The organism is Streptomyces sp. NPDC004647, from assembly GCF_040609575.1.
Classification (GTDB): Bacteria; Actinomycetota; Actinomycetes; order Streptomycetales; family Streptomycetaceae; genus Streptomyces.
Window position 1 is genome coordinate 1 of record NZ_JBEXKU010000074.1, and the last position, 25,417, is coordinate 25,417.

The following is a 25,417-nucleotide window of genomic DNA, read 5'->3' on the forward strand; positions in this document are numbered from 1 at the left end:
GACGGTGGTGCAGGCTTGTCCGGTGGGGTCGAGTGCGACGGTTTGGTCGGGTCCGCCGAGGCCGGAGAAGGTCACCGTCCCCGTGGGTGTGCCGGATCCGGGTGGGTCGGCGACCACCGTGGCGCACACCGTGACCGACTGTCCACACACCGACGGGTTCGGCGTCGCTGTGACCGTGGTGGTCGTTGACGCCTCGTTAACCGTTGCGGCAAACGTGTCCACCGAGCCCGCGAAGCAGAGGTCGCCGTTGTAGGTGGCGGTGACGGTTCCGGTGTCCAGGGTCGTGACGGTGGTGCAGGCCTGTCCGGTGGGGTCGAGTGGCACGGTTTGGTCGGGTCCGCCGAGGCCGGAGAAGGTCACCGTCCCCGTGGGAGTCCCGGATCCGGGCGGGTTGGCGGTGACCGTGGCGCACACGGTCACCGACTGCCCACACACAGACGGGTCCGGGGTTACCGTCACCGCGGTCGTCGTGGAAGCCTGGTTCACAGTCTGGGTCACCACCCCGGAGCTGGAACCGCTGAAGTTGGCATCGCCTGTGTAGGAGGCCGTTACCAGGTGGTTGCCGACGGTCAGGTCGGAGATGGTGACCTGAGCCTGTCCGCTGCCGTCCACGGGCGCCGTCAAGGGCGGCCCGTCGTCACTGATGATGAAAGTGACATTGCCGGTCGGGGTGCCCGCCCCGGGAGGTACCGGCGTCACCTGCGCCGTGAGCGTGACCGTTTCGCCGCAGACCGACGGGTTGGGGCTGGTGACCAGCGTCGTAGTGGTCGACGCCGTGTTGACCTGCTGGGTGTCCGCGCCCGAAGAGGGGTCGAGGTTCACGTCACCGCTGTAGTTGGCGACGACGTTGTGTAGGCCGACGGACAGCGACGCGTCGGTGTAGACGGCCTGCCCACCCGGGTCCAGTGCTACGGTCACGGGCGGACCCCCGTCGACGACAAAGTCGACGGTGCCGGTCGGAGTGAACGCGCCAGGTGGTACGGACTCGACGGTAGCGGTGAAGGTTACCGTCTCACCGAAGACCGAGGGATCTGGTGTCGACGTCAGTGTGGTGGTCGAACTGGCCATGTTTCGGCCCCTTTCGCGGAATCCACGGAGGGAAGTGAGCCGCCCACACCCCGCGGAACGGTCGCGTCACGGCATGAGGAAGCAGCAATGCCGGCTGTTACCCCGGCACAGTGAGTGAGCAGCCCACCGGTCGATGTCAGCAGTAGGCATCGCCGCAGTACCGCTGGGCCAGATGGATGGACGCAATGCCCCCCGGTTGGCGCAGCGCGTATACGCGCGAAGAGCGCACTGTGTCCGCACCGCACGGCGCCAACAGCGCGTTGATTACTGCCCGTTCGTACGTTGACGCAGCCAGGAAAGCGCCGAGGCGATGGCTGCGACCGGCCGACAAGCCGACGATCCGACAGCCCGGATGCGACACGCACAGTGACTTAGGCTTGTTCAAAAATTTGATCACGCGCCATACGCGCCCGCGTGATGCGCCAGAACTGCGCCCCCGCCGGTCTGGGCCGCCACAATCCCGATAACCCAGCCCGTATCTCGGCTTTGTCGCACTGTTGCCGCTGGCCCCGGCTGCACCGAACGCATCCCGATCACCTTGCGTGTACGGAGGATTCACCCTTCGGGAACCGGCGGATGGTCGACCCCGCACCCTTACCTGACGGTCACCAGGCGGACGAGGCGTCACCGTACAGATACCCTCCGTAATCAGAAGGTCCGGAGGACGCTCCCTTTTCAGCGCGCCGAGTTACCCGCCGAACGAGGCCGCCTGGGTTGCGCCGGAGCATCCCACACCTGCCCTTTTCACCACCCGTCCGTCGCGCACGCCCCGACGAAGGGCTGAACCTCGGTTGATGTCCGCGAGTTCTCGACACGACGACACAACCGGACTGGGTACTCCGCCTTCTTGGACGGCCCGCGCAGGGCGCGCTCGAATGCTCGTAGCCGCAGTACACGCCTGGCTCGCGTGCATCACCTCCACGCCGGCGGTAGTTGAGATCACAACGCGAAGGCCGGTGGGCGCGTAAGTGCCGGGCGCCGCCTTCGACTCAATGGAATGAATGTCGCGCTTCAGCCGTACCCGTGCACCCCCGGAACCGTGACGCCGCGGTGGCTGCGGCGTTGATGGGGAAAGGAGGTCATGAGCGGTTCTTGGCGATCACCGCGGGAGGCCTGTTGAAGAACCGTTGCTGGTCATCTGCGTCCGACCCCGCCGCCTGACGGTGAGTACCATCGGGCGCTCCTCTCCCCGGTTGACCTTTCAGCACGCCGGTGGGCCAGAGGGGCGGCACACAACTCCTGCGGGAAGCCCAACAATCCAGGAGCCAGGGGACATCAGCCGCCGCCGGACAGCGGCCGAAGAGGCTGCTCGACCGGATGGCCGACGCCGCTCCTGTTGACTCCTCGCTCCCTGCCGGTACGTTTCCGTCTCCCTCGCGGATGCAGCCCTCAACCCGGCGGGGAGCGAGGTCGCATGCATTCACGCACCGGCTTCACGCCAAGCCCGGACGGCGTGGTACCGAGACCCGCACTCCGGGCGTTGAATCTGATCGCACATTGGGGGCCGACGTGCTGAGGAGGCGTATCAGGCCATCCTCGGATTCGAAAGCGTCCGGCCATACGGGTGATCGTCAGTTACGGACTGGCATCCACCGCGTTGTTCAGGTCACGGCCCGAAGGGAAGGGCGGAGTTCAAGGCATACTCAGGAAGTCGAGTCATGAAGGCGATCAAGGGCCCAGCTCTTGGCGGGGCGGCGACGGGTCTGCTCGCTGCTGGTGCGCGTGTCGCAGCTGCGGACATCGATGTGGTCGACAAGGCTCTCGGTTCTCCTGGCGCCGCTTCGGGCAGCCTTACGCAGACCTTCTTTACCACGCAGACGAATACCTGATGCTATTCAAGAATTGGCGTATTGACGCCAGGCGGGTTTGGTCCGGCTCCCGTTGAAGATGAGACCCTTCCGCTCGTATGGCGTGCGAGCGGAAGGGTCTCCTTAGTGAATTCCTCAACCACCGGATTTGCGCCGACTTTCTTTTCGGTTTCGCCTGCCTGAATGTCGACCAAGAGAGAACGGAACATGGAACCGGGTGGCAGGAATTCTGCTGCACAGAGAGAGGCCCCGTCCACCACCGCCCGCAGCCCCGCGCTTGTCCTCTCTGCCCTCCGGCCACGCCCGTCGGCTGACCAGGCGAGCTACATCATTAGACCGTTGGGATGCCGTTGCCGACCGGAAGGCGTAACCAGCGTACTGACTGTTAGAGGCCCCCTTGCGAAGAGGTATGACTCCACTCGTTCTTCCATCCGGAGAAGAACGGAGAATGGAGAGACACATGCGTACATCCGTCAAGCTGTCCGTGATGGCGATCGCCGTCGCCGCCATGCTGGGTGCCTCGGCATCGGCCGCCACCGCCCATGACAAGTGGAAGAGCGACGACCCGTCGCAGGTCAACTTCTGCGGCAACGTTGAGCAGGAGGCCTCCGCGGAGGACGAGGCCATTCTGGCCGGCCTGGAGCAGGAGGCCGAGGGACCGGTGTTCTGCCAGAACGGTGAGAACAACACCGCTGTCAACTGGACCCCTGAGTTCACCTTCATCGACGTTGACCTGGCCCCCTGACCTTCGGGAACAGCAGGCCCCGCTGAGCTGGAATCTGGGCGGCGCCGCCGCAATGCAGAGAGCTTCTCCGGGGTCGGACGGTATTTCCTGTGCCGAGCAGAGGATGCGGCCATTCCAATCTGTCGCGTGACAAGGCGATGCTCCTAGGGAGCGGCGGTCCTCCAGCATCCCGCGCAGGGAAATAAGATAAAAGGCCATAGGGTCGTGGTTGCCCTACAGCCTGTTCCGAGGGGAGAAACGTGCCCGGTCTCTACCGGCACGTTTCTCCCCTCGCCGCGTCTGCGCCCGCCAGGGCAGCAGCGGGTGGTGATTCCAGTAGGCGTCAAGCCGGTACGGCCCATCTCCTGCCCGGTACAAGAGCGAGTGGCTGTTCCAAGATTTCAGAAGGACAAACCACCCGGGAGAAGCAGCTCGGCGACCATTCGAGTGATCGGTAGTTACTCCAGGACTTCAGGACCGTTGGGAAGGTAGCCGCCTGCAAGCATCGGCGGTGCATCACACGCTTACTGAGGGAGTTACGCCATGAAGGCGATCAAGAGTGTCGCTATTGTCGGTGCGGCCGCCGGTCTGCTGATTGCCGGTGCGGGCGCCGCTGTGGCGCACGACGGCAAGGCGCACGACGGCAAGGCCCACGACAAGGGCCACCACGGTAAGGCCCACGAGGACAAGGCGCACGAGGACAAGGGCCACTACGGCAAGGCGCACGAGGACAAGGGCCACTACGGCAAGGCGCACGAGGACAAGGGCCACTACGGCAAGGCGCACGCCAAGGCCCACCAGGACTCGGAAACCAAGGTGTACTCGAGCAAGAAGACCGTGGTTTCTGACGAGGACACTGTCCGTGGCGTCGCCATCGGGTCGCCCGGCACCGGCTCCGGCAACGTGATCCAGACCATCACCAACACGCCGACGAATGTCTGCAACAACCCCGTCATCGGCGCCGGCGGCATCCTGAACCCGTCGTTCGGCAACAGCTGCGTCAACCGCTGACGTTTCGATCCGCATCAGGCGCGCAGCCGATCAATCCTGACGGACTCTTCTGTCCGGCTCCTCCCAGTACGAGCCCCCGCCAAGTCTCCGGGGGCTCGTACTTTTTTTCATCCTCGACTCCTCGCGATCAGCCGCCCGCAGATGTACACCCGGCGACCGGCCCCCGACGCATACGCCGACTCCTTTCGCGGTTCATCGGGGTACCTCCATCTGACGTCCTGTAACGAAGCGCCTCAGCGGCGGACGGCCCTGTCACATGGGCGCGGCTGACAGCCTGCTCGACGCATCCCGCCGAAATGTCGGCCATCAGCCCCCGTGTCATGCCTGAGCGGGGAGTATGTGTTTGGCCGGCAGTGGAGAGCGCCCTCGCTGCTGGGAATCGTGACGCAACCCGGGCGCGGGCATCACCAGATCGGCTGACCGCTGGGAAGCGAATGAGATCCGCCCAGGCACAGGCGTTCGCAGCTTGAGCCAGTGGCGTCGTCAGGTCCCCAGGGGGACTTGCGCGCGGTCCTCGCGCCGACGGAAGGGTGAACGGGACGAGGCGGGGCCTCGTATCACTCTGCACATGACCACATCCTGTGGCGCGCAAGGTCCCGGCTGTGCCCTGTCCCCTACACGTTGAGGATCAGCCCATGAACGACCAGAGCAACCTTCCGCTCCAAGCCCTGCCCGACGGGGAAGCCGAACTCCGTCTGGTGCTCCACCTGCGCTGGGAGGACGTCGCAGCCCTGGGGCAGGAGGCCGGCCGACTGGCTGCCCAGGTGCAGCGTCCGGTCAGCCTCGACGAGGCCGCCAGCCATCGACTGCGCAACCGCACGTCCGCGGCGCACGCGAAGCCTGTCCAGGACCGGGCGCAGCCCGCCGCCGTCCCGCCCCCTCCGTCCCGCGCGGCCCATTCGCCCGTCGACCAGGCTCGGCAGGCGATAGACAAGATCAACGGGTCCGCCCACGCCTCGACGACCACGTCCAGCTCTTCGGACGCGTTCTCTCCGGGCACCCGTGGCACCGTCGAGCGTCCCACCCGACCCCCGTCGTCCGTGCCCGGCGCGGTCCCTGAGCAGACCCGAGCTGCCGGCTGATCCCTTACGGCGCTACGTCCGGCCCGAGGAAGGGCCGGCGCTCATAACGGTCCGCAGAGCTGCCCCCGGAGATCGTTGGTTTCAACAGGTCTTCTCCGAGGGCGGCTTGCGGTGCTTTACGGTCTACCCCGGCGGCCGACTGCTCCCATCGGCGAGCCGCCCAGCGCGCGGGCCGAGGCGTACTGCCGAGACACCACAGCTCGGTGAGCACACCACCGCCACCCTCTGAGCAACAACCGTTCGCTCGTGCCGACCGAAAGGCCTTCGCGAGCCTCCGTGTCACCCGATGGGGCCCGGGACAGCAGTTGGGCTGATCCCTGCAAATGCGCGGCCATACGATGATTTCCATGAGTCTTATGGCGTTTCTTCTCTCCCTCGGGGTGAGTTGTCGTATTACACGCTTTATAACGAAGGACACCCTCGCCGCGGACTTGCGCTCGTGGGTCGCAGACCGCTTCGGTGAGGAATCCAAACCCGCCTATCTGATCACCTGTGGTTGGTGCTCCAGCATCTGGGTTGCCGCGGCCGTAACCCCTTTTGCCTACTGGGCCGGTGACACCGTGTGGTTCCAGGTGTCTGCGATGATCCTGACCCTTTCCTATCTCACGGGACTGGCCTCCAGCTGGCTCGATTGAAGCCTGATGATCTTCAACGCCGCGCTGAGGAAGCGCAGTTGAAGTCGGAAGTGGACGCACTGCCGCGGGTCCGTCGGCCCTACGGCAGTACCAGGATTCGTTGCTGATGGTCAGCCCCGACCGTCCCGCCGACAGCTGTTCCGCCGCCGGGTCGAGACTCGGAGTTGCCGCAGGCTTTGGTGTACGGCCGGGCAGTATGACAAATCCGGCAAGTGTGTCGGCGTCATATGGACCGGGGAAGATAAGTACGGGTGTGTGGTGGTTGACCGACCTACTGCCTCGGCGGACGCTGAGCAGGCCGCGAAAGCTGCCGAGGCTTCGCCACCTGACCGGCGGATCGGCGGGCGTACGGGCGGTGGCCGGACATCTGATGCTCGACGGCGCGTCGGTCGTGAAAGTGTCGAACTGCCGCCTCCTCAGGCAGCGTTCATGAACGCCAAGAGCACCAACATCTGCCGCCACGCCGCCTCGGGCGCCGCGTCGTATGTCAGGAGGACGCAGCCATCCCGATCGACAGCGGCTCCGCTGAACCGCAACCCTCTCGCCGCCAGTTCGTCAGCGAGCGGCAAGAGCACGCCGTGCGTATCGCGGGCCTTGGAGCCCGACAAGGACCGGCCGTGAGGGCCGTGCAGGATGGCCGCCGTGGCGGCCAGGACGAAGGAGGAAGTCGCCATGGGATGCAACTGCGGCGGGCGTGCCCGCCAGAGTGTCACCGTTTACCAGCTGAACCTGCCGAACGGAACGAGTCGCCAGTACCACACGAGACAAGAGGCAGACGCCGCCAACCAGCGGGAGGGCGGCCGGGGAACTGTCATCACGGTTACCAAGTAAGGAGAGTCGGCTCTCCACCACGTACCGGGGCCCGGTGCTTCGTTCCGAGGTGGCTCCTGATCGCTGCTCCAGGCCCGCCGGGGAACTCCCGTACCCGCTTCGCATGGCCGACCGAACAGCCTTCCCCGAAGAGGAGATTCTGGCCTGGAGTGTAGCCGGATTCTTGGTCCGGCACAGGTGCTTTGCGGAGTACCCGCCCTCGGCCCAGGCCAGCAGTGGTCAGGGAAGTGTGCCGAGGAATCGTACTCCCCGGAGTTGGTGTGCATCGAATGACGTGGCCGCTGAGGAGTCCCGGGTTGCGTAACCCACGTGGCACGTACAGCCCGGGTTGCGGAGCCATGCGCATGCACCCAGTGGTGAATCACCGGTGGTTTGTGAACGCTCTTGTTCCGACGAGCCCGGCCACGTGAGGTCAGGCGTCATGGGCGGGCGTATCGCGCGCCCTGCGGATATCCTGGTGAAGATCGCTGCCTCGAATAATTGCGGCTCGGATCGCATATGTATGAAAGGTCGGAACTGCCCTTGGGCGGAGGTGATCGGCGGCTGTCAGCATTTCGATGACCGCGACGTCGGCTGGACCAATTCCTCCTCCGCCCCGAACGGCACCGGCTGATCGGTTCATGCCCGCGCCCGAGCCGAAGTTCAGACGACCGGCTGCCGCTCACGACTTCTGGCCGCAACCGCGAGGCACCCCCGTCTGTACGGGTCGGCGGTTCGGCCAGGACGCACCGGCTGACAGGCGAACGAACTGGGACGTGCTCTGAGGCTCCGGATCCAGTCAGGAGGAATTCATGGACGTAAGAAGGGTGGCCCGCCAACTGCCGCTCAGGCTCGCCAGCGGTGCCTTCATCCTCAATTCCGGACTGTCCAAACGCGGGGCGGACCAGGAGGCCGCGGAGCAACTGCACGGGTTCGCCTCCACGGCCTACCCGGTCGTGGGCAGGCACGAGCCTCAACGTTTCGTCCGGATGCTGTCCACCGCAGAGATCGCGCTCGGTACGGTGCTGCTGGTGCCCGCGGTCCCCGGCGTGGTCGCGGGAGCAGGGCTGACCGCGTTCTCCGCCGGTCTGGTCGGCTTGTACCTGCGCACCCCAGGGATGCGGCAGGAAGGCAGCCTGCGCCCCACCGAACAGGGGATAGCCCTGGCTAAGGATTCCTGGCTCCTCGGTATCGGAATGTCTCTTATCGTGGATGGCCTGCCGGAATGCGGACGCAGGTCTCGATGACCTGGTGCGCCGGACGATGACGTAATCAAGCGCGGCGACGTCCCCCTGCAACGGCGCAAGACGCCCATGAAAGAGCAGTGGCGCATGCATGGCACTGTCCCGGGCATACGGCTGTTCGGAGGTTGATGGATGGGCAATTGACCGAAGGTGCAACGCTCCGTGTCGCGTTTTGGGGTAGGCGCTCCACATGGTCGGGGCGGACTTCGCGATGGTTGCAGGGACTCGCAGGGAACCCTGCGCCTCCGAGCGGCGTCCGTTCCGGTCACCCCGCCCCGGCCCCGCGATGAGACAGCACCCAAGAGCAGTAGGTGTGAGACCGGTGGGGCGGGGCAGCCGAAATATCGAAGGAATGCCCGCCAGTTGCTCGGCGGGCCACCTGATTTCCGTGCCCCGCGTATGTGGAGGCCATTTCTCGTGACTCGGAACATCTGGGGTTACCAGGCGACACCGGGCCACCAAGCGGGAACGGATCTGACCGGCTACAAGGTCGAGGCCATAGACGGCAACATCGGCAACGTCGATAAGCACTCCGAGGACGCCGGCTCGGCTTACATCGTGGTCGACACGGGTGTGTGGATCTTCGGCAGGCACGTTCTGCTGCCCGTCGGCACCATCACCACCGTCGACGCAACCGACGAGAAGATCTACCTCGCCCGTACCAAGGACGACTACCAGGGCTCACCCGAGTTCGACAAGGACAAGCACACGGCCCAGGTCGCTGACGACTACGAACAGCCCGCGCCCCTGACTGAGTGACCACCCCATACTGCGGTGGCCCACCGGCGGAACCCCCCGGTCGGCCACCGCGGCCATCTGCACTCTGGGCAGGGGTTTACGGCTCGGGGGGAGCAGCACCGCCGTCTCCAGTGGAGTCTGACGGTCTGTGTTGGTGCGCAGAGGGTCCTGTCGAGGCGAAGGATGTTCCGACGTGAGTCGGTCTCCGCCGGCGCAGTCAGTCTCCGACCGGCCCGCCGCGCCACGTCGGCACGGCTCGATGGCCGACGGCGACGTCGAAGGCGGCGCGGGTCAGAAGGCGTGTCGAGTCCAGCGTGGGCAGGGGAGAGGCGTCGGGCGTCACCAAGAGCGGGATCTCCGTACACACGAGGGCTACGGCGTCACAGCCGCGCGCCGCCAGCTTCTCGATGATGCGTGTGAACTCCTGACGTGAGCTTGCGGTGAACTCGCCGCTCAACAGCTCCTCGAAGATAACCCTGTTGATGGTCTGTCGGTCGTCCGCGTCCGGCAGTTCGGTGGCCATCCCACGGTCGGCGAACGCCCTGGGATAGACCGGGCCGTCCATCAGGTACTTGGTGCCCAGCACGCCGACGCGCGTGCGGCCATCGCGGGCGGCGCGGTCGGCGACCACCTCGGCGATGTGCAAGCCAGGAAGGTCGAGCTCCTCTCCCGGTAGTTCGAGCGCCATGTGGGCGGTGTTGTCCGGGCAGACGAAGAAGTCGGCCCCCGCGCGGGCAAGTCGCCGCACGCTCTCGGACAGGGTGGCTCGGATCGCCGTGTGGTCCCCCTGGTCCCACGCGGGCATGCTCCGTGCCAGGGCGATGAAGTCCAGGGTCACATCCGGATGTTCATGGGGGCCCAGTTCAGCGAACCCCTCCTGACAGAAGGTGCGGAAGCAGAGAGCGGCCCCTTCCGAACTGTGCGCGAGAATGCCCAGGTGCTTCATGACGGCTCCAGCAGTCGGGGGTGGTGTGTGATGACCATAATGGGGAATCCACGACAGTCCGCTCGGAGTCCCATCGCGCGTGACGAGGCCGGGGACGTGCCCGGAGTGCATCGGCGGGGGTGGTGTGCGGTCTGATCCCTCATGTCCCGGAACAGCAGGACGAGGCGTGGGGCGTGCGCCGATTCTTCGTCATCGACCCGAATGGCCGTGTGGTCAACGTGCTGAGCCACCGGTGATCGGCGCGGTCCCGCGCCGATCCCGGCTCAAGCCGAAGGGCCGGAACGATCACCGCAGTGGACACGCGTACGGAGGCGACCGGCAGGTCATTCAGCCAGGCGGAAGGCGTCGGCATGATCTTCCGCCCATTCGCGGAAGGACCGCGCCGGAGCTCCCGTGAGTTCTTCCACCGTCTTGGTGACCGGCTCGGGGTCCTCGACCATGTGAGCGTTGGCGTCGAGCATGCCGTCCGCGAACTCGGCGGGCCAGCCGTCGGCGAGCATCGCCGTCCGCGCGGACTCCCTCGAGATCTCTTCGAAGCGGAGCGGACGGCCGATCGCCTTTCCAATGGCGTCCACCTGTTCTTCTGTGGTCAACGACCGCGGCCCGGTCAAGACGTAACGGGCACCGGCATGCCCGTCCTCGGCGAGAGCGTGCGCCGCCACCGCCGCGATGTCCGCCTCGTGGATCAGCGGCCGGGACAGGGATCCGAAAGGCACACGGACAACACCGCTGTCGCGGATCTGCCCCGCCCACCCCAGATCGTTGGATGCGAAACCGGTGGGACGCAGGAAGGTCCACTCCAGCCTCGTCTCCCGGATGAGGCGTTCGATTTCGGAGTGGAACAGGTTGATCGGGTCGCTCGGCTCGACGCCGTCGTGGACCCCCGCCGAGGAGAGATAGACGATACGGCGGGTGTGCTTCACGATGGCTGCCAGCACCGGGGGCGCGGCTTCGGCGGTCAGGAACGGCCAGACGAGGAAGACCGCATCCACACCCGTCAGGGCGGGTTCCAGGGAGGCCGGTTCGGCGAGGTCGCCGCGTACCACCTCCACTCCGTCCGGCAGATCAGCGGCTTTGGCGGGGTCTCTGACCAGTGCGCGGACGGGGACGCCCGCCTCGCGCAGTTGGGATACGACAGCACGGCCGACGTTGCCCGTGGCGCCCGTGACCAGGATCATCACGCTCTCCTTGTTCGCTGTTCCGTGAGGCTTGTGTACGGGTGCCCTCCACCGCGATCTCCACCATGAGATCTCAACAGAGGTTGAGGTCGATGGGCGTGGTCCTGGTCCTGGCGGGGCTTGTGGACCGGAGTGTCGTGACCGCAGCCCCGTCGACCCGCGGGACCAGTCCGGCTGCGGCCCCTCTACCCGTACCCGCCGGCGCCGTCGCACCGCAACCGATGATCACCGGCCACCCATACGCCTCAGGGTGAGGCGCTCGGCTTGGCGGCAGCGGTTCCCGGAGCGCATCGTTGCGGGTGTCCCGGTCCGCATCGGCACCACGCCGGGGTGCCGATGGCAGGGGATCACCCGTGGCGAGCCCAGGAACACGTACGACCTCGGCGCCCGGGCCATCGCGGGCTGGACGCCGCGCACACGGTCCGCTGCCACAGAGCCCCACGCACCAAACTGGGCATGGGGGCATGTGCGGTCGCGCTCCCGGTACCAGGCCGATCACGGGTTCCGCGGGCGGGCCATCCTGGCGGCGATCGTACGTGGGACGTGGCGGACCGCGAAGGCGTAAGCCTTGTACTGCCATCCGGTGATGCTGACAGGACGGCGTTTGGCGAGATCCTTGAGAGCTTTGGCTACGACGGTGTGCGCGTCGAGCCAGGCGCGAGCGGGGAGGGCGCTGGTATCCATACCTGCCCGCTCCTGGAATTCGGTGCGTGTGAAACCGGGGCATACGGCAAGGACGCTGATGCCATGCGGTGCGAGGTCGACGCGGAGGGATTCACTGAAGGCGGTGACCCAGGCCTTGGCGGCTCCGTAGGTTCCGGTGGGCAAAAAACCGGCCACGGAGGAGACGTTGAGGATCGCGCCCCGGCGGCGGGATGTCATTTGCGGAATGACGGCGTGGGTCAGGCGTAGCGGGGCGTGCACCAGGATGTCGAGCATGCGCTCCTCGTCGTCAACGGAGCTGTGGGGAAAGGGCTTTGCCAGGCCGAACCCCGCGTTGTTGACCAGGATGTCCACCGGGGCGTCAGCGGTGGCAAGGCGCTTCTCGACCCGTCGGCATCCGGCCGGGTCCGTGAGGTCGGCGGCGATCGTCTCGACGGTGGCGGAGTGCTGTTCGCGTAGGGCCGCGCTGCTCTCGTCGAGGCGCTGTTCGTCTCTGGCGACGAGCACCAAGTCACAGCCCGCCGTGGCGAACCGTCGAGCGAATGCGGCTCCGATGCCTGAGGTGGCGCCGGTGATCAGTACGGTGGTCATAGCGGTGTGTCTTCACTTTCCAGGGCCGCAGCCTCTTGGTTGCCCGGACGGGGATCGAGTGCCGACTGTTGACCGTGTTGCTCGGCCAGGACCTCCCGAGCGTACGACCCACGCCGTACACACTTTCGCTCGGGCTCGAGCTCTCCGAGCCGGCGGTGACGGCCTTTCAGCCGACGAGGAAGAGCGGGACGGGCGAGGCCGTACGCAGCCTCTTCTCCTACAAGAGGCACACAGATCGATGTCGGCGGCCATGCGTGATGTCCGCGCGGGGCAGGATGCTGGGATGGACGGATCATCACCGAAGCGGCCCGGCCATCCGGCGCTGCAGTACCTGGACACTCTCCACGCCCGCATGCCCCGGGAGGACTTCGACGTCATGCTGCGGATGCTCAGGGCGACCATCGCCGCTATCGGCAGCCGAGAGGCCGGGACGATCCACTACGACCTCTGCGAGGCGGATGAGGCGCGTGTGACCCCGGCGCTGCGTGACGAAGTGGCCACCGTGGTGATGATCGCCCTGACCGGCAGGATGGACCAGAACTTCGTCCACCGGGACGCCGGCGACGACAGCACTCAAATCCGGGCCATGGTCGACAGAGCGACAGCAGAGGACCCCGACCGGATTGACGAGTTGCGCAGGGTCGTTGACGAGCGGGAGGAACTGGAGCGCGAGCTTCGGGGGATCGCTCGGGCGAGCGGGCTGGAGGAGGATATCTGAGGTCAGGGCCCGGTACCGTGCGATGTGGAAGGCCGATGGCGGGGTCCGGGTGAACGCCCACAACCAGGCGCACAGCCGGGGAGGACCGAGCTCGTGAACATCACCGCTCTGGCGCTCGCACTCGTCCCTCCGGAGCCATCTCAATCCGTCGAGGATCTGGCTTTCCTCGGTTCCGATGGGGGCGGCGTCGTGGCGGCCTTGCTCCGTCGGGCGGAGCGGCTCGAGGGCGGGGAGTGCGCCAAGCAGGCGTAGCCGACCTGCGTGCCCGGACAGCGGCCCTGTCTTTCGGGGAGCGGGGCGGCAACGTGAAATGTAGTGAGCGCCGCGCCCGTACCGTCTCGCCCCGTCCCCCTACAGCTCGTCGGACTGCACTTCCGGGCCGGCCTCGTATCGGAGCGCTTGGACGCGGGCCCAACTCGGAACAGATGCCCGGACTTCAAGGTCGGCGTCGTGCCTCCGTTACTGGACGCCGGATCCCGCTCCCGATCTCGCCGCCCTCGGTGGACTGCTTCGCCGTGCTTTGGGCTGTTCGGGTGAGCGGTTGCTGTTACAGACGGCGGGCCGGCTCGGGCGGCTCGGCTGGTGTGCCGATAAGCCGGGGGAGAGCGGTGGCAGGGGCGGTTGCCTTGCTGGAACTGGGTGGGTGTAGCGGCCACACCACGGAAGCGCTGCGAGCGCCCCCGGCGTGCGCAGTAGCTCACCATTGTTGTGTGAATGTCCGTGTTGTGTAACGCGGGTTGGTTTACTGCTCTACCAGCGTGCGGTCGGCCTCACTCTGATCTGGCCGGGCCACTCGGTTCGGTTAACCACTGGCCATGGGCCCTTCTCGGGCCATGCCCGCACGCCAGAAAGCAGGGGATCATCTTGTCCCGCTCCGTTCGTACGCTCATCGCCACCGCTCTGCTCACCGGCGGACTACTGACCTCGGCCGCGCTGCCGGCCTCCGCCCACGACGAGCAGCGCCGCCCCCACCGCTGGGTGGAGATCGACCAGGTCCAGTACAACGCCCCCGGCGAGGACCGCCGCAGCAACCACTCCCTGAACAGCGAGTACTTCACCATCAGGAACAACTCCCGCCACGGGGTCCAACTGCGCGACTACACCGTCACGGACCGGGACGGCCACACCTACACCTTCAACCGGCTGCGCCTGCGTTCCGGGCAGACGGTCACCGTCCACACCGGTTTCGGGCAGGATTGGCGCCTGCACCGCTACCAGGACTCGCGCCGCCACCTCTACGACAACAACCGCGGGCAGCTGACCCTGCGTAACGAGCGGGGCTGGCGCCTGGACCAGTGCAGTTGGAACCGCTTCGATCGCGGCCACATCGGCTGCTGACCTTCCGTCACTCCATGGAATGCTGCCCCTGTCACCTCTCCGGGTGACGGGGGCAGTGCCCTGCATGTCGTATTTCGTAGCGGCCGGGTCGTTACCGAGAAGAGCCTGCGGCCGTAGCAGGCACGCGTTGGTCGCCCTGCTTCGGGTGCTTCTCCTTTGCCGCCCCTTTCTTGGTCGGCTTCCCTTTCGGTGGCTTCTTCGCCGGCGGCGGGGGAGGCGGGGCGGTTCTGTGCGCGGCGGATTGCGCGGCGGATTGCGTGGCAGAGGTCGTGGGCTCGGCGGTGGTGGAAGGTGCGGTGGGTGTCGCGGTGGACGGGGAGGAGGTCCTCGTCTCCGTCGGGCGGGAGACCGGGGCGACCCGGCCGGTGTTCTCGGGCATACCGACCATGGCGGCGGTGCCGATGGCGACGGCTCCGGCGAAGCCGATCAGTGCTTTGCGCGGGGGGAGCCGCACTCCCCGAGCCCGCGGGGGCTGGGAGGGCCCGGAGATCCGGCCCGCCGCCCCGGTGAGGCCGGCCCGCCGGGCGTGCTCCGGTCTGTCTTCCTGCCAGGCTGAGGAGGTGAACCAGTTCGCTACCTGTTCGGCCGTGGGGCGCCGGCCGGGCTCCTTCGCCAGCATCCGCAGCAGATAGTCCTCGAACGCCTCCGGCAGCCCGGGGCGGAGCTCTCCTGGTGGGGCGGGCGGGGCGTCGACGTGCTGGTATACCACCGCCGCCGGGTGATCTCCATGGAACGGCGGGCGGCCGGTCAGCAGTTCGTAAAGAACGCAGCCGAGGGAGTAGACATCTGAGGGCGGGCCGGTGGTCGTTCGCCCCAGCCCTCGTTCCGGCGCCAGATACTTGCTGGTGCCCATCATCCGGCTGGTGCTGCTGAGCGTTGCGGTGGTCTCGTCAGCGAACCGCGCGATCCCGAAGTCGGCGATCTTCACGGTGCCGTCGGCGGTCAGCAGCAGATTGCTCGGCTTGATGTCGTGGTGGATCACGCCTTGTCGGTGGGCTGCCGCCAGGCCCGCGGCGGTCTGGCCGGCGATGTCAGCGACGCGCTGCGGCTCCAGCACGCCTTGGGCGGCCAGCTCGTGGGCAAGGCTCTGCCCATCGATGAGTTCCATGACCAAGTAGAAGCGGTGGTCGTGGGATCCGAAGTCGTACACGGTCACCAGGTGGGCGTCGTTCAGGCGGCCGGCCGTCTGGGCCTCCAGGCGGAAGCGTTCGGCGGCTTCCGGGTCGATGTCGGCGTTCAGCAGGAGCTTGACAGCAACCGGGCGGCTCAGGACCTCGTCCGTGGCGCGCCAGACCTCGCCCATCCCGCCTCGGCCGAGTGGCTCATCCAGCCGGTACCGATCCGCGACCCGCACGTGCCCACCGTCCTCCGACCCCCGGTACCGACAGTTCAATCGCCGCATCCCCGGCAAATTGGCGTCGTGGGGTTAGGGGTGGGCAACTCACTCAGCGTACGGAGGCCGCGTCGTGTCACTGCATGCATAGATGATCACCAAGATGATTACTCTGCGTCGATTCTCCGATCGCCCAGGGAGATCGGAGACGCGGTGGCAAGGGCGGCAGGAGTCGAACCTGCGACGTGCGGGTTTGGAATCCGCTGCTCCGGCCTCTGAGCTACGCCCTTCTGGTGCGGGTCAGGTTCGCACGCCGGGCTCGGTGGCGGCGAGGGAATTCCGACGCGCTCCGGGACGGGCGAGAACACCCCGGCCTACCAATTGCTGTTCGGCGACGCCGCCTGCGGCCTGTAGAGGCTCCGGCCTGTGGCGGTTGTCCGGAGAGATTCCGCACCGGAGTGGCGATGGTTTTCGACCGGTGGAACGGTAGGTACAGGTACAGGTACACGTACGGGCATAGGGATGACACGCCGACGACGCCAGGAGAGTGCCATGCCACGGATCACCCCCAATCTCTGGTTCGACACCCAAGGCAAAGAGGCCGCCGAATTCTATGTCTCGGTGTTTCCGAACTCGGAGATCAGAAACGTCTACTACTACGGCGAAGCGGGGCCGCGACCGGCCGGAACCGTTATGACCGTCGACTTCGTGCTCGACGGCCAGGAGTACACCGTGATCAACGGCGGCCCGGAGTTCACATTCGACGAGGCGATCTCGCTGCTGATCAACTGCGCCGACCAGGAAGAGGTCGACTACTACTGGGCCACGCTTTCCGAAGGCGGCGAGGAAGGCCCCTGCGGATGGCTGAAGGACAAGTACGGCCTCTCCTGGCAGGTGGTCCCCACCGCGCTGGAGGAGATGCTGAGCGACCCCGACGAGGCGCGCGTCCAACGGGCAATGAAGGCCATGCTAGGCATGAAGAAGATCGACGTGGCCGCGCTCCACGCAGCCGCCGACCAGGCCTAGGGTGGCCTGTCCGAACTCACTGACAGCCCCTCCCGTCCGCTCGGCCGCGGTGTCATTCGGCGGGTTTCTCCCAGACCGAGACGTGCTGGCGGCTCTCGCTGGTGAACGGCGCCCGGGTCCATCCCTCCCACCGGTCGCGCAGCCGCAGCCCGGCGAGCCGCGCCATCAGGTCCAGCTCGGCCGGCCACACGTACCGAAACGGGATGGACCAGTACTCGGCGCGCCCGCCGACGATCGTGACGTAGTTCGAACTCATCGCCTGGGTTCCGACGTCGTAGGTGTCGAACGCCCACCGCGTCGGGCTGATGTGGAACGGCACGGCGTTCTGCCCCGGCGGCAGCCGGCGCAGGTCCGGTACCCCCACCTCGATGACGAAACAGCCGCCGGGCCTCAGGTGGGCGGCGGCGTTGCGGAAGCAGGCCACCTGGGCGTCCTGCGTCGTGAGATTGTTGATCGTGTTGAAGACGAGGTAGGCGACCGCGAACGTGCCCGCCGCCACCCGCGTCGTCGCGAAGTCGCCGATCGTCAAGCCGATGGCGTCGCCGCCCGGCTTGGCGCGCAGCCGGGCCACCATGGCCCGGGACACGTCGATACCGTGCACCGGGACTCCGCGGCGGGCCAGTGGCAGCGCGATCCGGCCGGTGCCGATGCCGAATTCGAGTGTCTGGCCGTCGCCGGCGAGCTCGGCCAGCACGTCCACCGCCGGGTCCACCATGTCCGGCCGGAACATGTCCGCCGCCGACTCGTCATAGGTGGCCGCGACGTCTTCTCCGAAGTAGCCGTCCTCCTCGTGCATCCCCGGACCGTACCGCTCGCGGCCCCGCCGGCGCGCGCGGTTTTCCCCCGGGGGCCGACCCCGCGGACTTCCATAAGACAGGCCTGGCTGTGCACCGGCGACGGCTTACGGCTGTGGGTGCGGCCAGTTCATACGGGCGTCGCCGACCGGCACGGCGCGAAGGGGACGGGGCTTACGGTGGATCGCCCACCAGGGACGGCTGTACCGGGCGGTTCACGTGTGGAACTCGGTGAGATCGATGGTGTGAACGCGCAGTGGGAAGCCGTACACGGGGTGGGTCGTCTCGCGCTCCGGCACCATGCCGAGCTTGCGCATCACGTTCTCGGAGGCGTCGTTGCCCACTCGGGCGATGCTGATGACGCGGTCGATCCCGCGATCCTCGAGCGCGAACTCCAGTGCGGCGTGGGCGGCTTCGGACGCGTACCCCTGGCCCCAGAACTGTCGGCCGAACCGCCAGCCGATCTCCACGGCAGGCAGTACCTCCGGCAGGAACTCGGGCACGGACAGGCCCGCGAACCCGGCCAGTTCGCCCGAAGCCAGCAGCTCGACGGCGAAGAGGCCGAAGCCCTCCTCGTCCCACTCCTCCTCCCAGCGCTCGATGGCCTCCGCCGTGCGGTCCAGGTCCTGGACCGAGCCGTCGTCGATCCAGCGCATGACCTCCGGGTCCGCGTTGATGTCCGCCATGGGGGCGAGGTCGTCGTCATGCCAGCGGCGGAGGATGAGGCGGGGGGTGTGGATCTCGGTCATGGCACCCATCGTGCCCAAGGGAAGGGCCGCAGTGGTAATCGGTGGCTGTCCGTGCCGCCGGGCGTGATGCGAAACCACCGCTCACCGCGGAGAGCTGTCGCTGCGGATGGAGCCATGTGTACTGGGGACGTACTGCACGGGCCGGACCGTCTGGATCGACTCTATTGGGACGGGACGTGGAGGGGACACGTTGGGAGGGCGTCATCCCAGCTCGAGACTGGTGACGCCGAACAGCCCGGCGCGATCGATCTGCGGGGTGGAGCCGGTGTACATGCGTGCGGTCTCGAAGGATGGTGCCAGGCCGAGTTGTTCCATGAGGTGCACGGCCGCTGCGTTGATGTCGGGCACGTCGATCGCTACGGGCTTGTCGGGTGTGGTGGCCTTCAGCGCGTCCACCAGGGCAGCGGCCACGTCGGGCGAGGCGGCATAGAGCGGCCCGATGCGCGAGGCCGCGCGGCAGGCGCGCATGACAGCGAAGCCGGAGAGCTCTCCGTCGCGGATGGCGGCCAGGGCGGTGCGTTGGGGTGCGGCGATCCAGGACGCCAGGAAACCGTCGCGCTCTGCCGGGAAGAAGCGGCGGTCGTAAGTGGCGAGTCGATCGAAGGGCAGGGTGCGGGCGTCGACCAGAGTGATGTCGGCCGGCGTCGCGGCACCAGCGGCCGGCGTGCCTTCGTAGCGGATGTTGTTCCAGGCGGGGCGGAATCCGGATTTTCGGTAGTTCCCCTGTTGATCCACCACACCGTCGAGCCCGACGTTGCGACCGGCGAGTCGCGACATGCCGGCGCGCCAGAGCTGGATGCCGTAGCCCTGGCCGCGTAGGGCTGGACGGGTGATGTAGAAGCCCAGGAACCCGAAGCCGGCGCCGTAGCGTACGACCGAGATGCAGGCGACCGGCTCACCGTCGAGCCGCCCGATCAGGAAGCCGTGCGGATCCGTGGCGAAGAACGCGTAGCCATCGGTATGGCCCGGGTTCCATCCTTCGGCATCGGCCCAGTCTCCCAAGAGCCTGATGTCGTCCGCGCTCGCGGTGGTGATCTCGAATGCTGGCACTTCTCAACTCCAAGGACGTCGTCGGGCCGCGCGATGAGGTACCGGCCGCAGGGTGCGGCGCCTTGTCGGGGAGCCGAGCGGTGCAGCTCATCGTTGTCGCCGACCTGCTGCAGTTCGCCTCCCGCGGCGACCACCCGAACTCATCGCACCTCTGAGCATGTTGATCGCACCGGACACAGGCTAGGCCGACCAGATCAATCCCGCCCATCCTTTCTCGCCCGCGCGAGCGCCGCAGTGATTCTCACCGGACGCAACCAGGAGCGGGGCGAGGAGGTCACCGAACGTATGCGCACGGACGAGGCCACGCGGTCATTGCAGTTGACGCCCCACGATGCGGGCGGTTTCCTGCTGCGGTGACTAATCTCCGCATCGAACAGGCAGACAGCGATGCCATGCTCCAGGACTGGCAGTACGTCCACAACCTGGTCATCCCCACTGCCGTCTTGTCTCTCGACGAGGTGCGTGAGCGTGCCCAGCGCTACCAGTTGGACGTTGCGTATCTTGGCGACGTTCTTGTGGGCTGCACGACGGTACGTCCGCCCACGAGCGACGCATCGGCGGCCACAGTGATCGCCCGGGTGCTCCCCGATCACCGCGGGCAGGGGTTTGGTGGAGAACTCTATGCACGAGGGCTGACCCAGGCGCGAAAGCTTGGCGCCAGCGTGATCGAGACGGTTGTCTGGGCATCCAACCCGGACGGGCTGCGGTTCGCGCAAGGGCACGGATTCGTTGAAGTTGACAGGTACCTGCTGCCGGGTGACAGCGTGCCCTGGTTTACGTTGAGGCTGCCCTGAGCCAGGTTCAACCGGCCCGACTGGGCTCGGCTCATGCCCTCTCGTGCCCTGGTGTTGGCGAGGCGATGGGAGTCGGTGCCGGTCTCGAATGATGGTGCGTTGAAGGTGAGGCGGTCGACGACGGCCGCGCAGAGGCGAGGGTCACCGATCCGGCGGGCTCCGTCGTGATGGTCCACTGGTGGACCCGTTCATTCCGCTCCTCGAGCGAGGCAACTTCGGGCGTGGGGGGCAGTGGGTTACGGCGGAAATAGCCGATCTGCCCCTCGATCCCGCCTTTCTCATGGGCGCCGTCGACGCCGGATTGTGGACGCCGAACGCCGGTTGAGGCTGGGTGACGGAGAATCACCGACGCCTTTCCTCAGTCCGGCTCGGCCAGCAGGCCTGAGACCGTGCGTCCGAAGAGCAGGCGGCCGCCCCAGACCGTCGGTCTGCGGAACAACCGCGGCAGCCGCACCACTTGCAGATCCTCACGCCAGACGACCTGGGAGCCGGCTTCGTGGGTTCGGACCTCGATCTCGGCCCATCCTGTGACGACGGAGCCCCGCTTCTCCAGTCGGCAGATGCCCACGCCATCATCCGCGGGCGGGTTCCAGCGCACGACTTCCATGGGGTCGTCGAACGCAAGGCAACCGATGCCGGTGCGCGCTACGAACACGGTGCCTACGCGCGTCGGTGGCGGCGTCCTCAAAACGACCGTGGTGAGCGGCACGTGGTCCGCATGGCACTCCCAGCGAGTGAGCCGTCGCCACGCCTCACAGGGAGTCAAGGGCGACAGACGATCGATCCGGATCATAGCCACAACATGATCGTAAACGGGACTGCAGGCGGGACCGCGAACGCTCACGTGGCCAGGGGCGATGACCAGGGTTCGCCGGTCACCGGGTCAGGGAGAAAGCGATCACGCCGACACCCCCGGCAGCCCGCGCCGCTCCCGAGGTGAGCGGCTGCATCTGGATCTGATCTTGCAGTCGAGTACCTCTCGGCCGTCCCTGGCTCACAGGCGTGCCCGCCCTCCCCACGGCGTCTGCGACGAGGCCGGGGTTGTTCTGGTCTGTTCCGAGGGGAACCCTTGTGCTGTGAAGGGTGCGCGACTGCGGTTCGAGGGTTGGATCGCCGGTATCGGGACCTCCTCCGGCACGCGTGTGGTGCTGGGGCACTGGGCGCGGTCGCCATTCGGGCCTTTCAGCGACGTGATGCTCGAACGGGCGAACGGGGAGCGTCTCCTCCTCGCCCCGACCCGGGGGACCGGGGACTTCATCGCCAGTACCTACTGCTTCGATCAGGTGGGGCTCGTACAGGTGATGGTGGGGGGCGCAGGAGGAGCAGCCTGGACAGTCGCAGCCGGGTCGCTGGATCTGCGGTTCGCCATCGGCAGGCGGGGCCTGCCCGGGCTGTTGCTGCGTGCCGTGCCCGACTCACTCGCCTGCTGTGCGGCCTGGGCCTCGCTGGTGGATCTCCCCGCTCGACTGCTGCCCGGGGTCCGAATCCGCGGCAGTGCCGGCGAGGGGCGTCTGGAGTGGTACGGCGTGCAGGACCTCTGGCCGGTCACGGCCGCCACGGCCATCCTCGAGGGAAGGGACCTCGGCCCGCTGGCGCCGATAGATCCTCCAGTGCGGTTCGGGTTCGGTTCGACCCCTCGCACGCCTGCCCTCGCGCGGCTCACCACCACGGTGGAGCTGGGGAGTGGACTTGCTCTGTGACCAGGGCGCGCTCCGGGGATGCCAACCGGAGGAGCCACGCATCGTGGCCCGGCCCCAGCGGCTCGGCCTCGCGGTGCGGCCGGGCCTGTTCGTGGCGGCTTCGTGCTCCGCGTCAGGCGATGCCGCGAGGGCGGAACTGAATGCTGATGCGGGGCCCCACGGGTTTGGTGGTTTTGGGGACCGAGTGGTCCCACGTGCGCTGGCACGTTCCTCCCATGACGATCAGGTCACCATGGCCCAGGGACTTCCGGATGGTCGAGCCGTCACCGTCTCGTGGGCGCAGGAGCAGCGCACGCGGCTCTCCGACGGAGACGATGGCGACCATGGTGTTCTCCGTGGCGCCGCGGCCGATGCGGTCACCGTGCCACGCGACGCTGTCACGGCCGTCGCGGTAGTAGCACAGGCCGGCGGTGCGGAATGGCTCGCCGAGTGCGGCGCGGTAGTGGTCGCTCAGCGCCGACCGAGCCTCGGCCAGAACCGGGTGGGGCAGGGCGTCGCCTTCCTGGTAGAAGGCGAGCAGCCGGGGAACGTCAACCACGCGCTCGTACATGTGCCGCTGCTCGGCACGCCAGGGCACCTCGTCGGCCAGCACCTCGAAGAGGGCGTCGGCGCCCGTCAGCCAGCCTGGCAGGACGTCGATCCACGCTCCGTGAGCCAGTGCCGTACGCGATGCGGCATCCAGCGAGCGCAGTCCGACTTCACCCGTCGCATCGAAGAGTGAACCTTGCAGGGGGACCGGCATACCGTTCAGTGTACGCCTTATTAGAACAGACGATCGAATCTCGAGTCGATCGCGTCGGCTACTGAGCCGATCACGTCGGGGCTGATGCCAACGGCTGCTCCGTCCAGACGGTCTTGCCATCACGTGCGTAGCGGGTGCCCCACCGTTCGGTGACCTGGGCCACCAGGAAGAGTCCGCGCCCGCCCTCGTCGGTGCTGCGGGCCCGGCGCAGGTGTGGTGAGGTGCTGCTCGCGTCGGAGACTTCACAGATGAGGCGCTGGTCGCGGATGAGCCGGAGCAGCACGGGCCCGCCGCCGTATCGGTACGCGTTGGTGACCAGCTCGCTGGCGATCAGCTCCGTGGTGAACGCCAGTTCCCCCAGGCCCCATTCAGCCAACTTGGTGGTGGTCAGTGTCCGCGCCTGGGCGGCGGCGGTCGGCTCGGCCGGCAGATGCCACGAAGCGACGTTCTCCGGTGGCAGCAGGCGGGTCCGGGCGATGAGCAGCGCAACGTCATCGGTGGGGTGCTCGGGCAGCAGCGTGTCGACCACCGCCTGGCACGTCTGCTCCAGCGGGTCCGTGGGGCGGCTGAGCGTTTCGCACAGGCGGGCCAGTCCTACGTCCACTTCGCTCTGGTGCGCGTCGATGAGCCCGTTGGTGTAGAGGGCGATCATGCTGCCCTCGGCCAGTTCGAACTCGGAGGCCTCGAAGGGAAGCCCTCCCAGGCCGAGTGGTGGGCCGGCCGGCAGGTCGGGCAGACTCACCTGGCCGTCGGGAGTCGCCACCGCCGGTGGCGGGTGGCCGGCACGCGCCATGGCGCACCGCCGGGAAATAGGGTCGTAGACCGCGTACAAGCAGGTCGCGCCGACCACCTGCTCGCCCGCGGGGAGGTCGCCGTCGGCCTCCTGCTCTGTGGCCAGGAGGCCGACCAGGTCGTCCAGACGGGAGAGGACCTCGTCCGGTTCCAGGTCGAGGCTCGCCAGGGTGTGCACGGCGGTGCGCAGCCGGCCCATCGTGGCAGCAGCGTGGATGCCGCGGCCCACCACGTCGCCCACGACGAGGGCGACACGGGTCCCGGAGAGCGGGATGACATCGAACCAGTCACCGCCGATGCCCTGGGCGGTGCCGGCCGGCAGGTAACGATGGGCCACCTCGACGGCCGCATATTCGGGTACTCCATGAGGGAGCAGACTCCTCTGCAGGGTGAGCGCGGCCTGTTGCTGCTGCGTGTAACGGCGGGCGTTGTCGATGGAGAGGGCGGCCCGGGAGGCGAACTCCAGGGCGAGGGTCACGTCGTCCTCCTCGAACGGCTGCGGGCGCCGTGACCGCCACAGACTGACCAGGCCCAGCACCATGCCGCGCGCGGCCAGCGGTACGACGATGAGGGAGTGCGCGCCCAGATCGAGGGCCCGCCGGGCCCGGTCGGGATCCAGGGCGTACCACTCGGGGGAGAGGGCCAGAACCGCCTCGAGGACGGGTCGCTGTTCGGCCAGGCATTTCGCTTGCGGTGCGTCCGGAGCGAGGTGGATCACCTCACCCACCGGGTACATCACTTCCTCCGCCTCCGCCGAGACGGCCCGGACGGCCATCCGGTACACCGGCCCGGAAACCTCCTGGCCCGGGTCCTCGCCGCGTGCCACCGGTTCCAGAAGGTCCACAGACACGCAGTCGGCCAGACTGGGGACCGCCACCTCGGCCAGCTCTCGAGCGGTCTGCCCCACATCCAGTGTGGTGCCGATATGGGTACTGGCTTCGTTGAACAGCGCAAGCCGGCGCCGGGACCGGTAGCGGTCGGTGACATCCTCAACCGTCTCGGTCACCCCGAGAATCCGGCCGGAGGAGTCCTCCATCCGGAACGCCGACACGGACACGACCCGCTCCTGGCCGGGATCGTGTCGCAGTCGTGCGGACTGCTCCGTGAAGATCGCCGGCCGACCTGTCTCCAGTACCTGTCGTAGCCGCCGCTCGGCGGTCTTGGCGTCCGGGCCGATCAACAGTTCGCCGCTGAGAAGGCCCTGATGCTGCTCGGCCGGGAGTTCCGTGATCCGGGCGATTGCCCGGTTGACTCGCAGAATCCGCAGGTCCGGGCTGTGGACGGCGAGACCGATCGGGGACCGGCGGAACAGTCCGTCCAGAATCGATCGGTCCATCTCCCACTGAACGACCTCCTCCGCAGGCGCAGCGACCAGGAACCACTCGCGGACGGAGGAGGCCCGCGAGACCGGTCGGGCCCGGACTCCCAGTTCCACTCGGTGGCCGCTGCGGTGCCGTAGGGGCAGAGTCCCGAACACGCCCGGTCTCCCCGTGGCTTGTCCCACGGCGTCCACGACGACGGGGAGGTCGCTTTGGGCCACCAGGAAATCGAGTGCCGGTCGGCCGATCGCCTCCTCCCCCGGGTAGCCGAGCAGCTCCTCGGCCCGCTTGCTCCAGCCGACCACCCGGCCATGCTCGTCCAGTACCGCCGACGCAGCACGGTGCGAAGCGAATGGATCTTCCGGGCTCTCGCTGAATATCGTCACGGGCCTGTCCATCGCTACCACCCTCGTACTCGGGATACCGAGCTCCTACCCTCCTCTTCGAGGGTGACAGTCACGGGCCGAATCTGCTCATGCCCGACGGTCTCCTCGCCCGCCGCCACCACGGCGGATGTGGTGTTCGTACAGTCATGAAGCAGTACCTGCTCAGCACCTAACAGCC

Annotated in this window: 26 protein-coding genes, 1 tRNA gene and 2 pseudogenes; 15 read left to right on the forward strand and 14 right to left on the reverse strand. The window is 67.3% G+C overall.

Going from position 1 to position 25,417, the window contains the following annotated elements; genetic code table 11:
* A partial coding sequence (locus tag ABZW18_RS26885) for an Ig-like domain-containing protein (RefSeq protein WP_356192043.1) occupies positions 1-1,068 on the reverse strand: 1,068 nt, incomplete at its 3' end.
* 1,658 nt (positions 1,069-2,726) lie between these two features.
* Between ABZW18_RS26885 and ABZW18_RS26890 the strand changes: the two genes are divergently transcribed.
* The 5 genes from ABZW18_RS26890 (at position 2,727) to ABZW18_RS26910 (ending at position 6,328) form a co-directional block, all read left to right on the forward strand.
* Complete coding sequence (locus ABZW18_RS26890; RefSeq protein WP_356192045.1) at positions 2,727-2,897, forward strand: hypothetical protein; 171 nt, start codon at positions 2,727-2,729, stop codon at positions 2,895-2,897.
* A gap of 439 nt (positions 2,898-3,336) precedes the next feature.
* Positions 3,337-3,621 carry a hypothetical protein gene (locus tag ABZW18_RS26895; RefSeq protein ID WP_356192048.1) on the forward strand — a complete coding sequence of 95 codons (285 nt, stop codon included), beginning with the start codon at positions 3,337-3,339 and terminating at the stop codon, positions 3,619-3,621.
* 522 nt (positions 3,622-4,143) lie between these two features.
* Complete coding sequence (locus ABZW18_RS26900; RefSeq protein ID WP_356192050.1) at positions 4,144-4,611, forward strand: chaplin; 468 nt, start codon at positions 4,144-4,146, stop codon at positions 4,609-4,611.
* 635 nt (positions 4,612-5,246) lie between these two features.
* Positions 5,247-5,693, forward strand: coding sequence for a hypothetical protein (locus tag ABZW18_RS26905; RefSeq protein WP_356192052.1), 447 nt, complete (start codon positions 5,247-5,249; stop codon positions 5,691-5,693).
* 347 nt (positions 5,694-6,040) lie between these two features.
* Positions 6,041-6,328 carry a hypothetical protein gene (locus tag ABZW18_RS26910; protein ID WP_356192054.1) on the forward strand — a complete coding sequence of 96 codons (288 nt, stop codon included), beginning with the start codon at positions 6,041-6,043 and terminating at the stop codon, positions 6,326-6,328.
* 416 nt (positions 6,329-6,744) lie between these two features.
* Here ABZW18_RS26910 and ABZW18_RS26915 read toward each other — a convergent pair whose 3' ends face one another.
* Positions 6,745-7,002: a hypothetical protein gene (locus ABZW18_RS26915; protein ID WP_356192057.1), complete on the reverse strand. Its 258-nt coding sequence runs from the start codon at positions 7,000-7,002 to the stop codon at positions 6,745-6,747.
* Between the two features lie 948 nt (positions 7,003-7,950).
* On the opposite strand from ABZW18_RS26915, the gene ABZW18_RS26920 reads away from it, so the two are divergent.
* Positions 7,951-8,385 (forward strand): hypothetical protein, encoded by a 435-nt coding sequence (locus tag ABZW18_RS26920; protein ID WP_356192059.1) that lies wholly within the window; start codon positions 7,951-7,953, stop codon positions 8,383-8,385.
* Positions 8,386-8,799: 414 nt separating this feature from the next.
* Complete coding sequence (locus ABZW18_RS26925; protein WP_356192061.1) at positions 8,800-9,141, forward strand: PRC-barrel domain-containing protein; 342 nt, start codon at positions 8,800-8,802, stop codon at positions 9,139-9,141.
* A gap of 196 nt (positions 9,142-9,337) precedes the next feature.
* Here ABZW18_RS26925 and ABZW18_RS26930 read toward each other — a convergent pair whose 3' ends face one another.
* Positions 9,338-10,066 (reverse strand): amino acid racemase, encoded by a 729-nt coding sequence (locus ABZW18_RS26930; protein WP_356192063.1) that lies wholly within the window; start codon positions 10,064-10,066, stop codon positions 9,338-9,340.
* A 155-nt stretch (positions 10,067-10,221) separates the two neighbouring features.
* Here ABZW18_RS26930 and ABZW18_RS26935 point away from each other — a divergent pair.
* Positions 10,222-10,302: pseudogene (locus ABZW18_RS26935) on the forward strand (glyoxalase); the annotation flags it as partial.
* Positions 10,303-10,389: 87 nt separating this feature from the next.
* On the opposite strand, the gene ABZW18_RS26940 reads toward ABZW18_RS26935, so the two are convergent.
* Together ABZW18_RS26940 and ABZW18_RS26945 are read right to left on the reverse strand one after the other, a co-directional pair.
* Positions 10,390-11,244, reverse strand: coding sequence for an NAD(P)H-binding protein (locus tag ABZW18_RS26940; RefSeq protein WP_356192066.1), 855 nt, complete (start codon positions 11,242-11,244; stop codon positions 10,390-10,392).
* 495 nt (positions 11,245-11,739) lie between these two features.
* Positions 11,740-12,498, reverse strand: coding sequence for an SDR family oxidoreductase (locus ABZW18_RS26945; RefSeq protein ID WP_356192068.1), 759 nt, complete (start codon positions 12,496-12,498; stop codon positions 11,740-11,742).
* A gap of 283 nt (positions 12,499-12,781) precedes the next feature.
* Between ABZW18_RS26945 and ABZW18_RS26950 the strand changes: the two genes are divergently transcribed.
* From ABZW18_RS26950 to ABZW18_RS26960, 3 genes are all read left to right on the forward strand, one after another.
* Entirely contained in the window at positions 12,782-13,216 is a 435-nt protein-coding gene (locus tag ABZW18_RS26950) for a hypothetical protein (protein WP_356192070.1), read from the forward strand.
* Positions 13,217-13,309: 93 nt separating this feature from the next.
* The gene (locus ABZW18_RS26955) at positions 13,310-13,468 is read left to right on the forward strand and encodes a hypothetical protein (protein ID WP_356192073.1); all 159 of its coding nucleotides are present in this window, start codon (positions 13,310-13,312) and stop codon (positions 13,466-13,468) included.
* A gap of 612 nt (positions 13,469-14,080) precedes the next feature.
* Positions 14,081-14,554, forward strand: a complete 474-nt coding sequence (locus ABZW18_RS26960) for a lamin tail domain-containing protein (RefSeq protein ID WP_356192075.1) — start codon at positions 14,081-14,083, stop codon at positions 14,552-14,554.
* A 91-nt stretch (positions 14,555-14,645) separates the two neighbouring features.
* Here the strand turns inward: ABZW18_RS26960 and ABZW18_RS26965 are convergent, their stop codons facing one another.
* The gene (locus ABZW18_RS26965) at positions 14,646-15,908 is read right to left on the reverse strand and encodes a serine/threonine-protein kinase (RefSeq protein WP_356192077.1); all 1,263 of its coding nucleotides are present in this window, start codon (positions 15,906-15,908) and stop codon (positions 14,646-14,648) included.
* Positions 15,909-16,101: 193 nt separating this feature from the next.
* A tRNA-Trp gene (locus ABZW18_RS26970) sits at positions 16,102-16,177 on the reverse strand.
* Positions 16,178-16,439: 262 nt separating this feature from the next.
* Between ABZW18_RS26970 and ABZW18_RS26975 the strand changes: the two genes are divergently transcribed.
* Complete coding sequence (locus ABZW18_RS26975) at positions 16,440-16,913, forward strand: VOC family protein (protein ID WP_356192079.1); 474 nt, start codon at positions 16,440-16,442, stop codon at positions 16,911-16,913.
* Between the two features lie 52 nt (positions 16,914-16,965).
* On the opposite strand, the gene ABZW18_RS26980 is transcribed toward ABZW18_RS26975, so the two are convergent.
* From ABZW18_RS26980 to ABZW18_RS26990, 3 genes are all read right to left on the reverse strand, one after another.
* Positions 16,966-17,709 carry a class I SAM-dependent methyltransferase gene (locus tag ABZW18_RS26980; protein ID WP_356192081.1) on the reverse strand — a complete coding sequence of 248 codons (744 nt, stop codon included), beginning with the start codon at positions 17,707-17,709 and terminating at the stop codon, positions 16,966-16,968.
* A 213-nt stretch (positions 17,710-17,922) separates the two neighbouring features.
* On the reverse strand, positions 17,923-18,456 hold the full coding sequence (locus tag ABZW18_RS26985; RefSeq protein ID WP_356192083.1) for a GNAT family N-acetyltransferase: 534 nt from the start codon (positions 18,454-18,456) through the stop codon (positions 17,923-17,925).
* Between the two features lie 201 nt (positions 18,457-18,657).
* Positions 18,658-19,506 (reverse strand): GNAT family N-acetyltransferase, encoded by an 849-nt coding sequence (locus tag ABZW18_RS26990; protein ID WP_356192086.1) that lies wholly within the window; start codon positions 19,504-19,506, stop codon positions 18,658-18,660.
* Between ABZW18_RS26990 and ABZW18_RS26995 the strand changes: the two genes are divergently transcribed.
* Complete coding sequence (locus ABZW18_RS26995) at positions 19,497-19,661, forward strand: hypothetical protein (protein WP_356192088.1); 165 nt, start codon at positions 19,497-19,499, stop codon at positions 19,659-19,661. The genes ABZW18_RS26990 and ABZW18_RS26995 overlap by 10 nt on opposite strands.
* 198 nt (positions 19,662-19,859) lie before the next feature.
* Positions 19,860-20,300, forward strand: a complete 441-nt coding sequence (locus ABZW18_RS27000) for a GNAT family N-acetyltransferase (protein WP_356192090.1) — start codon at positions 19,860-19,862, stop codon at positions 20,298-20,300.
* A gap of 41 nt (positions 20,301-20,341) precedes the next feature.
* Here the strand turns inward: ABZW18_RS27000 and ABZW18_RS27005 are convergent.
* Together ABZW18_RS27005 and ABZW18_RS27010 are read right to left on the reverse strand one after the other, a co-directional pair.
* Positions 20,342-20,443: pseudogene (locus ABZW18_RS27005) on the reverse strand (AAA family ATPase); the annotation flags it as partial.
* 215 nt (positions 20,444-20,658) lie between these two features.
* A complete protein-coding gene (locus tag ABZW18_RS27010; RefSeq protein ID WP_356192092.1) occupies positions 20,659-20,955 on the reverse strand; it encodes a hypothetical protein in 297 nt (98 codons plus the stop codon).
* Between the two features lie 421 nt (positions 20,956-21,376).
* On the opposite strand from ABZW18_RS27010, the gene ABZW18_RS27015 reads away from it, so the two are divergent.
* Complete coding sequence (locus tag ABZW18_RS27015; RefSeq protein WP_356192095.1) at positions 21,377-22,000, forward strand: hypothetical protein; 624 nt, start codon at positions 21,377-21,379, stop codon at positions 21,998-22,000.
* Positions 22,001-22,112: 112 nt separating this feature from the next.
* Here ABZW18_RS27015 and ABZW18_RS27020 read toward each other — a convergent pair whose 3' ends face one another.
* Entirely contained in the window at positions 22,113-22,742 is a 630-nt protein-coding gene (locus tag ABZW18_RS27020; protein ID WP_356192097.1) for an alpha-ketoglutarate-dependent dioxygenase AlkB, read from the reverse strand.
* 70 nt (positions 22,743-22,812) lie between these two features.
* A complete protein-coding gene (locus ABZW18_RS27025; protein WP_356192099.1) occupies positions 22,813-25,251 on the reverse strand; it encodes a SpoIIE family protein phosphatase in 2,439 nt (812 codons plus the stop codon).
* Positions 25,252-25,417 lie beyond the last annotated feature (166 nt).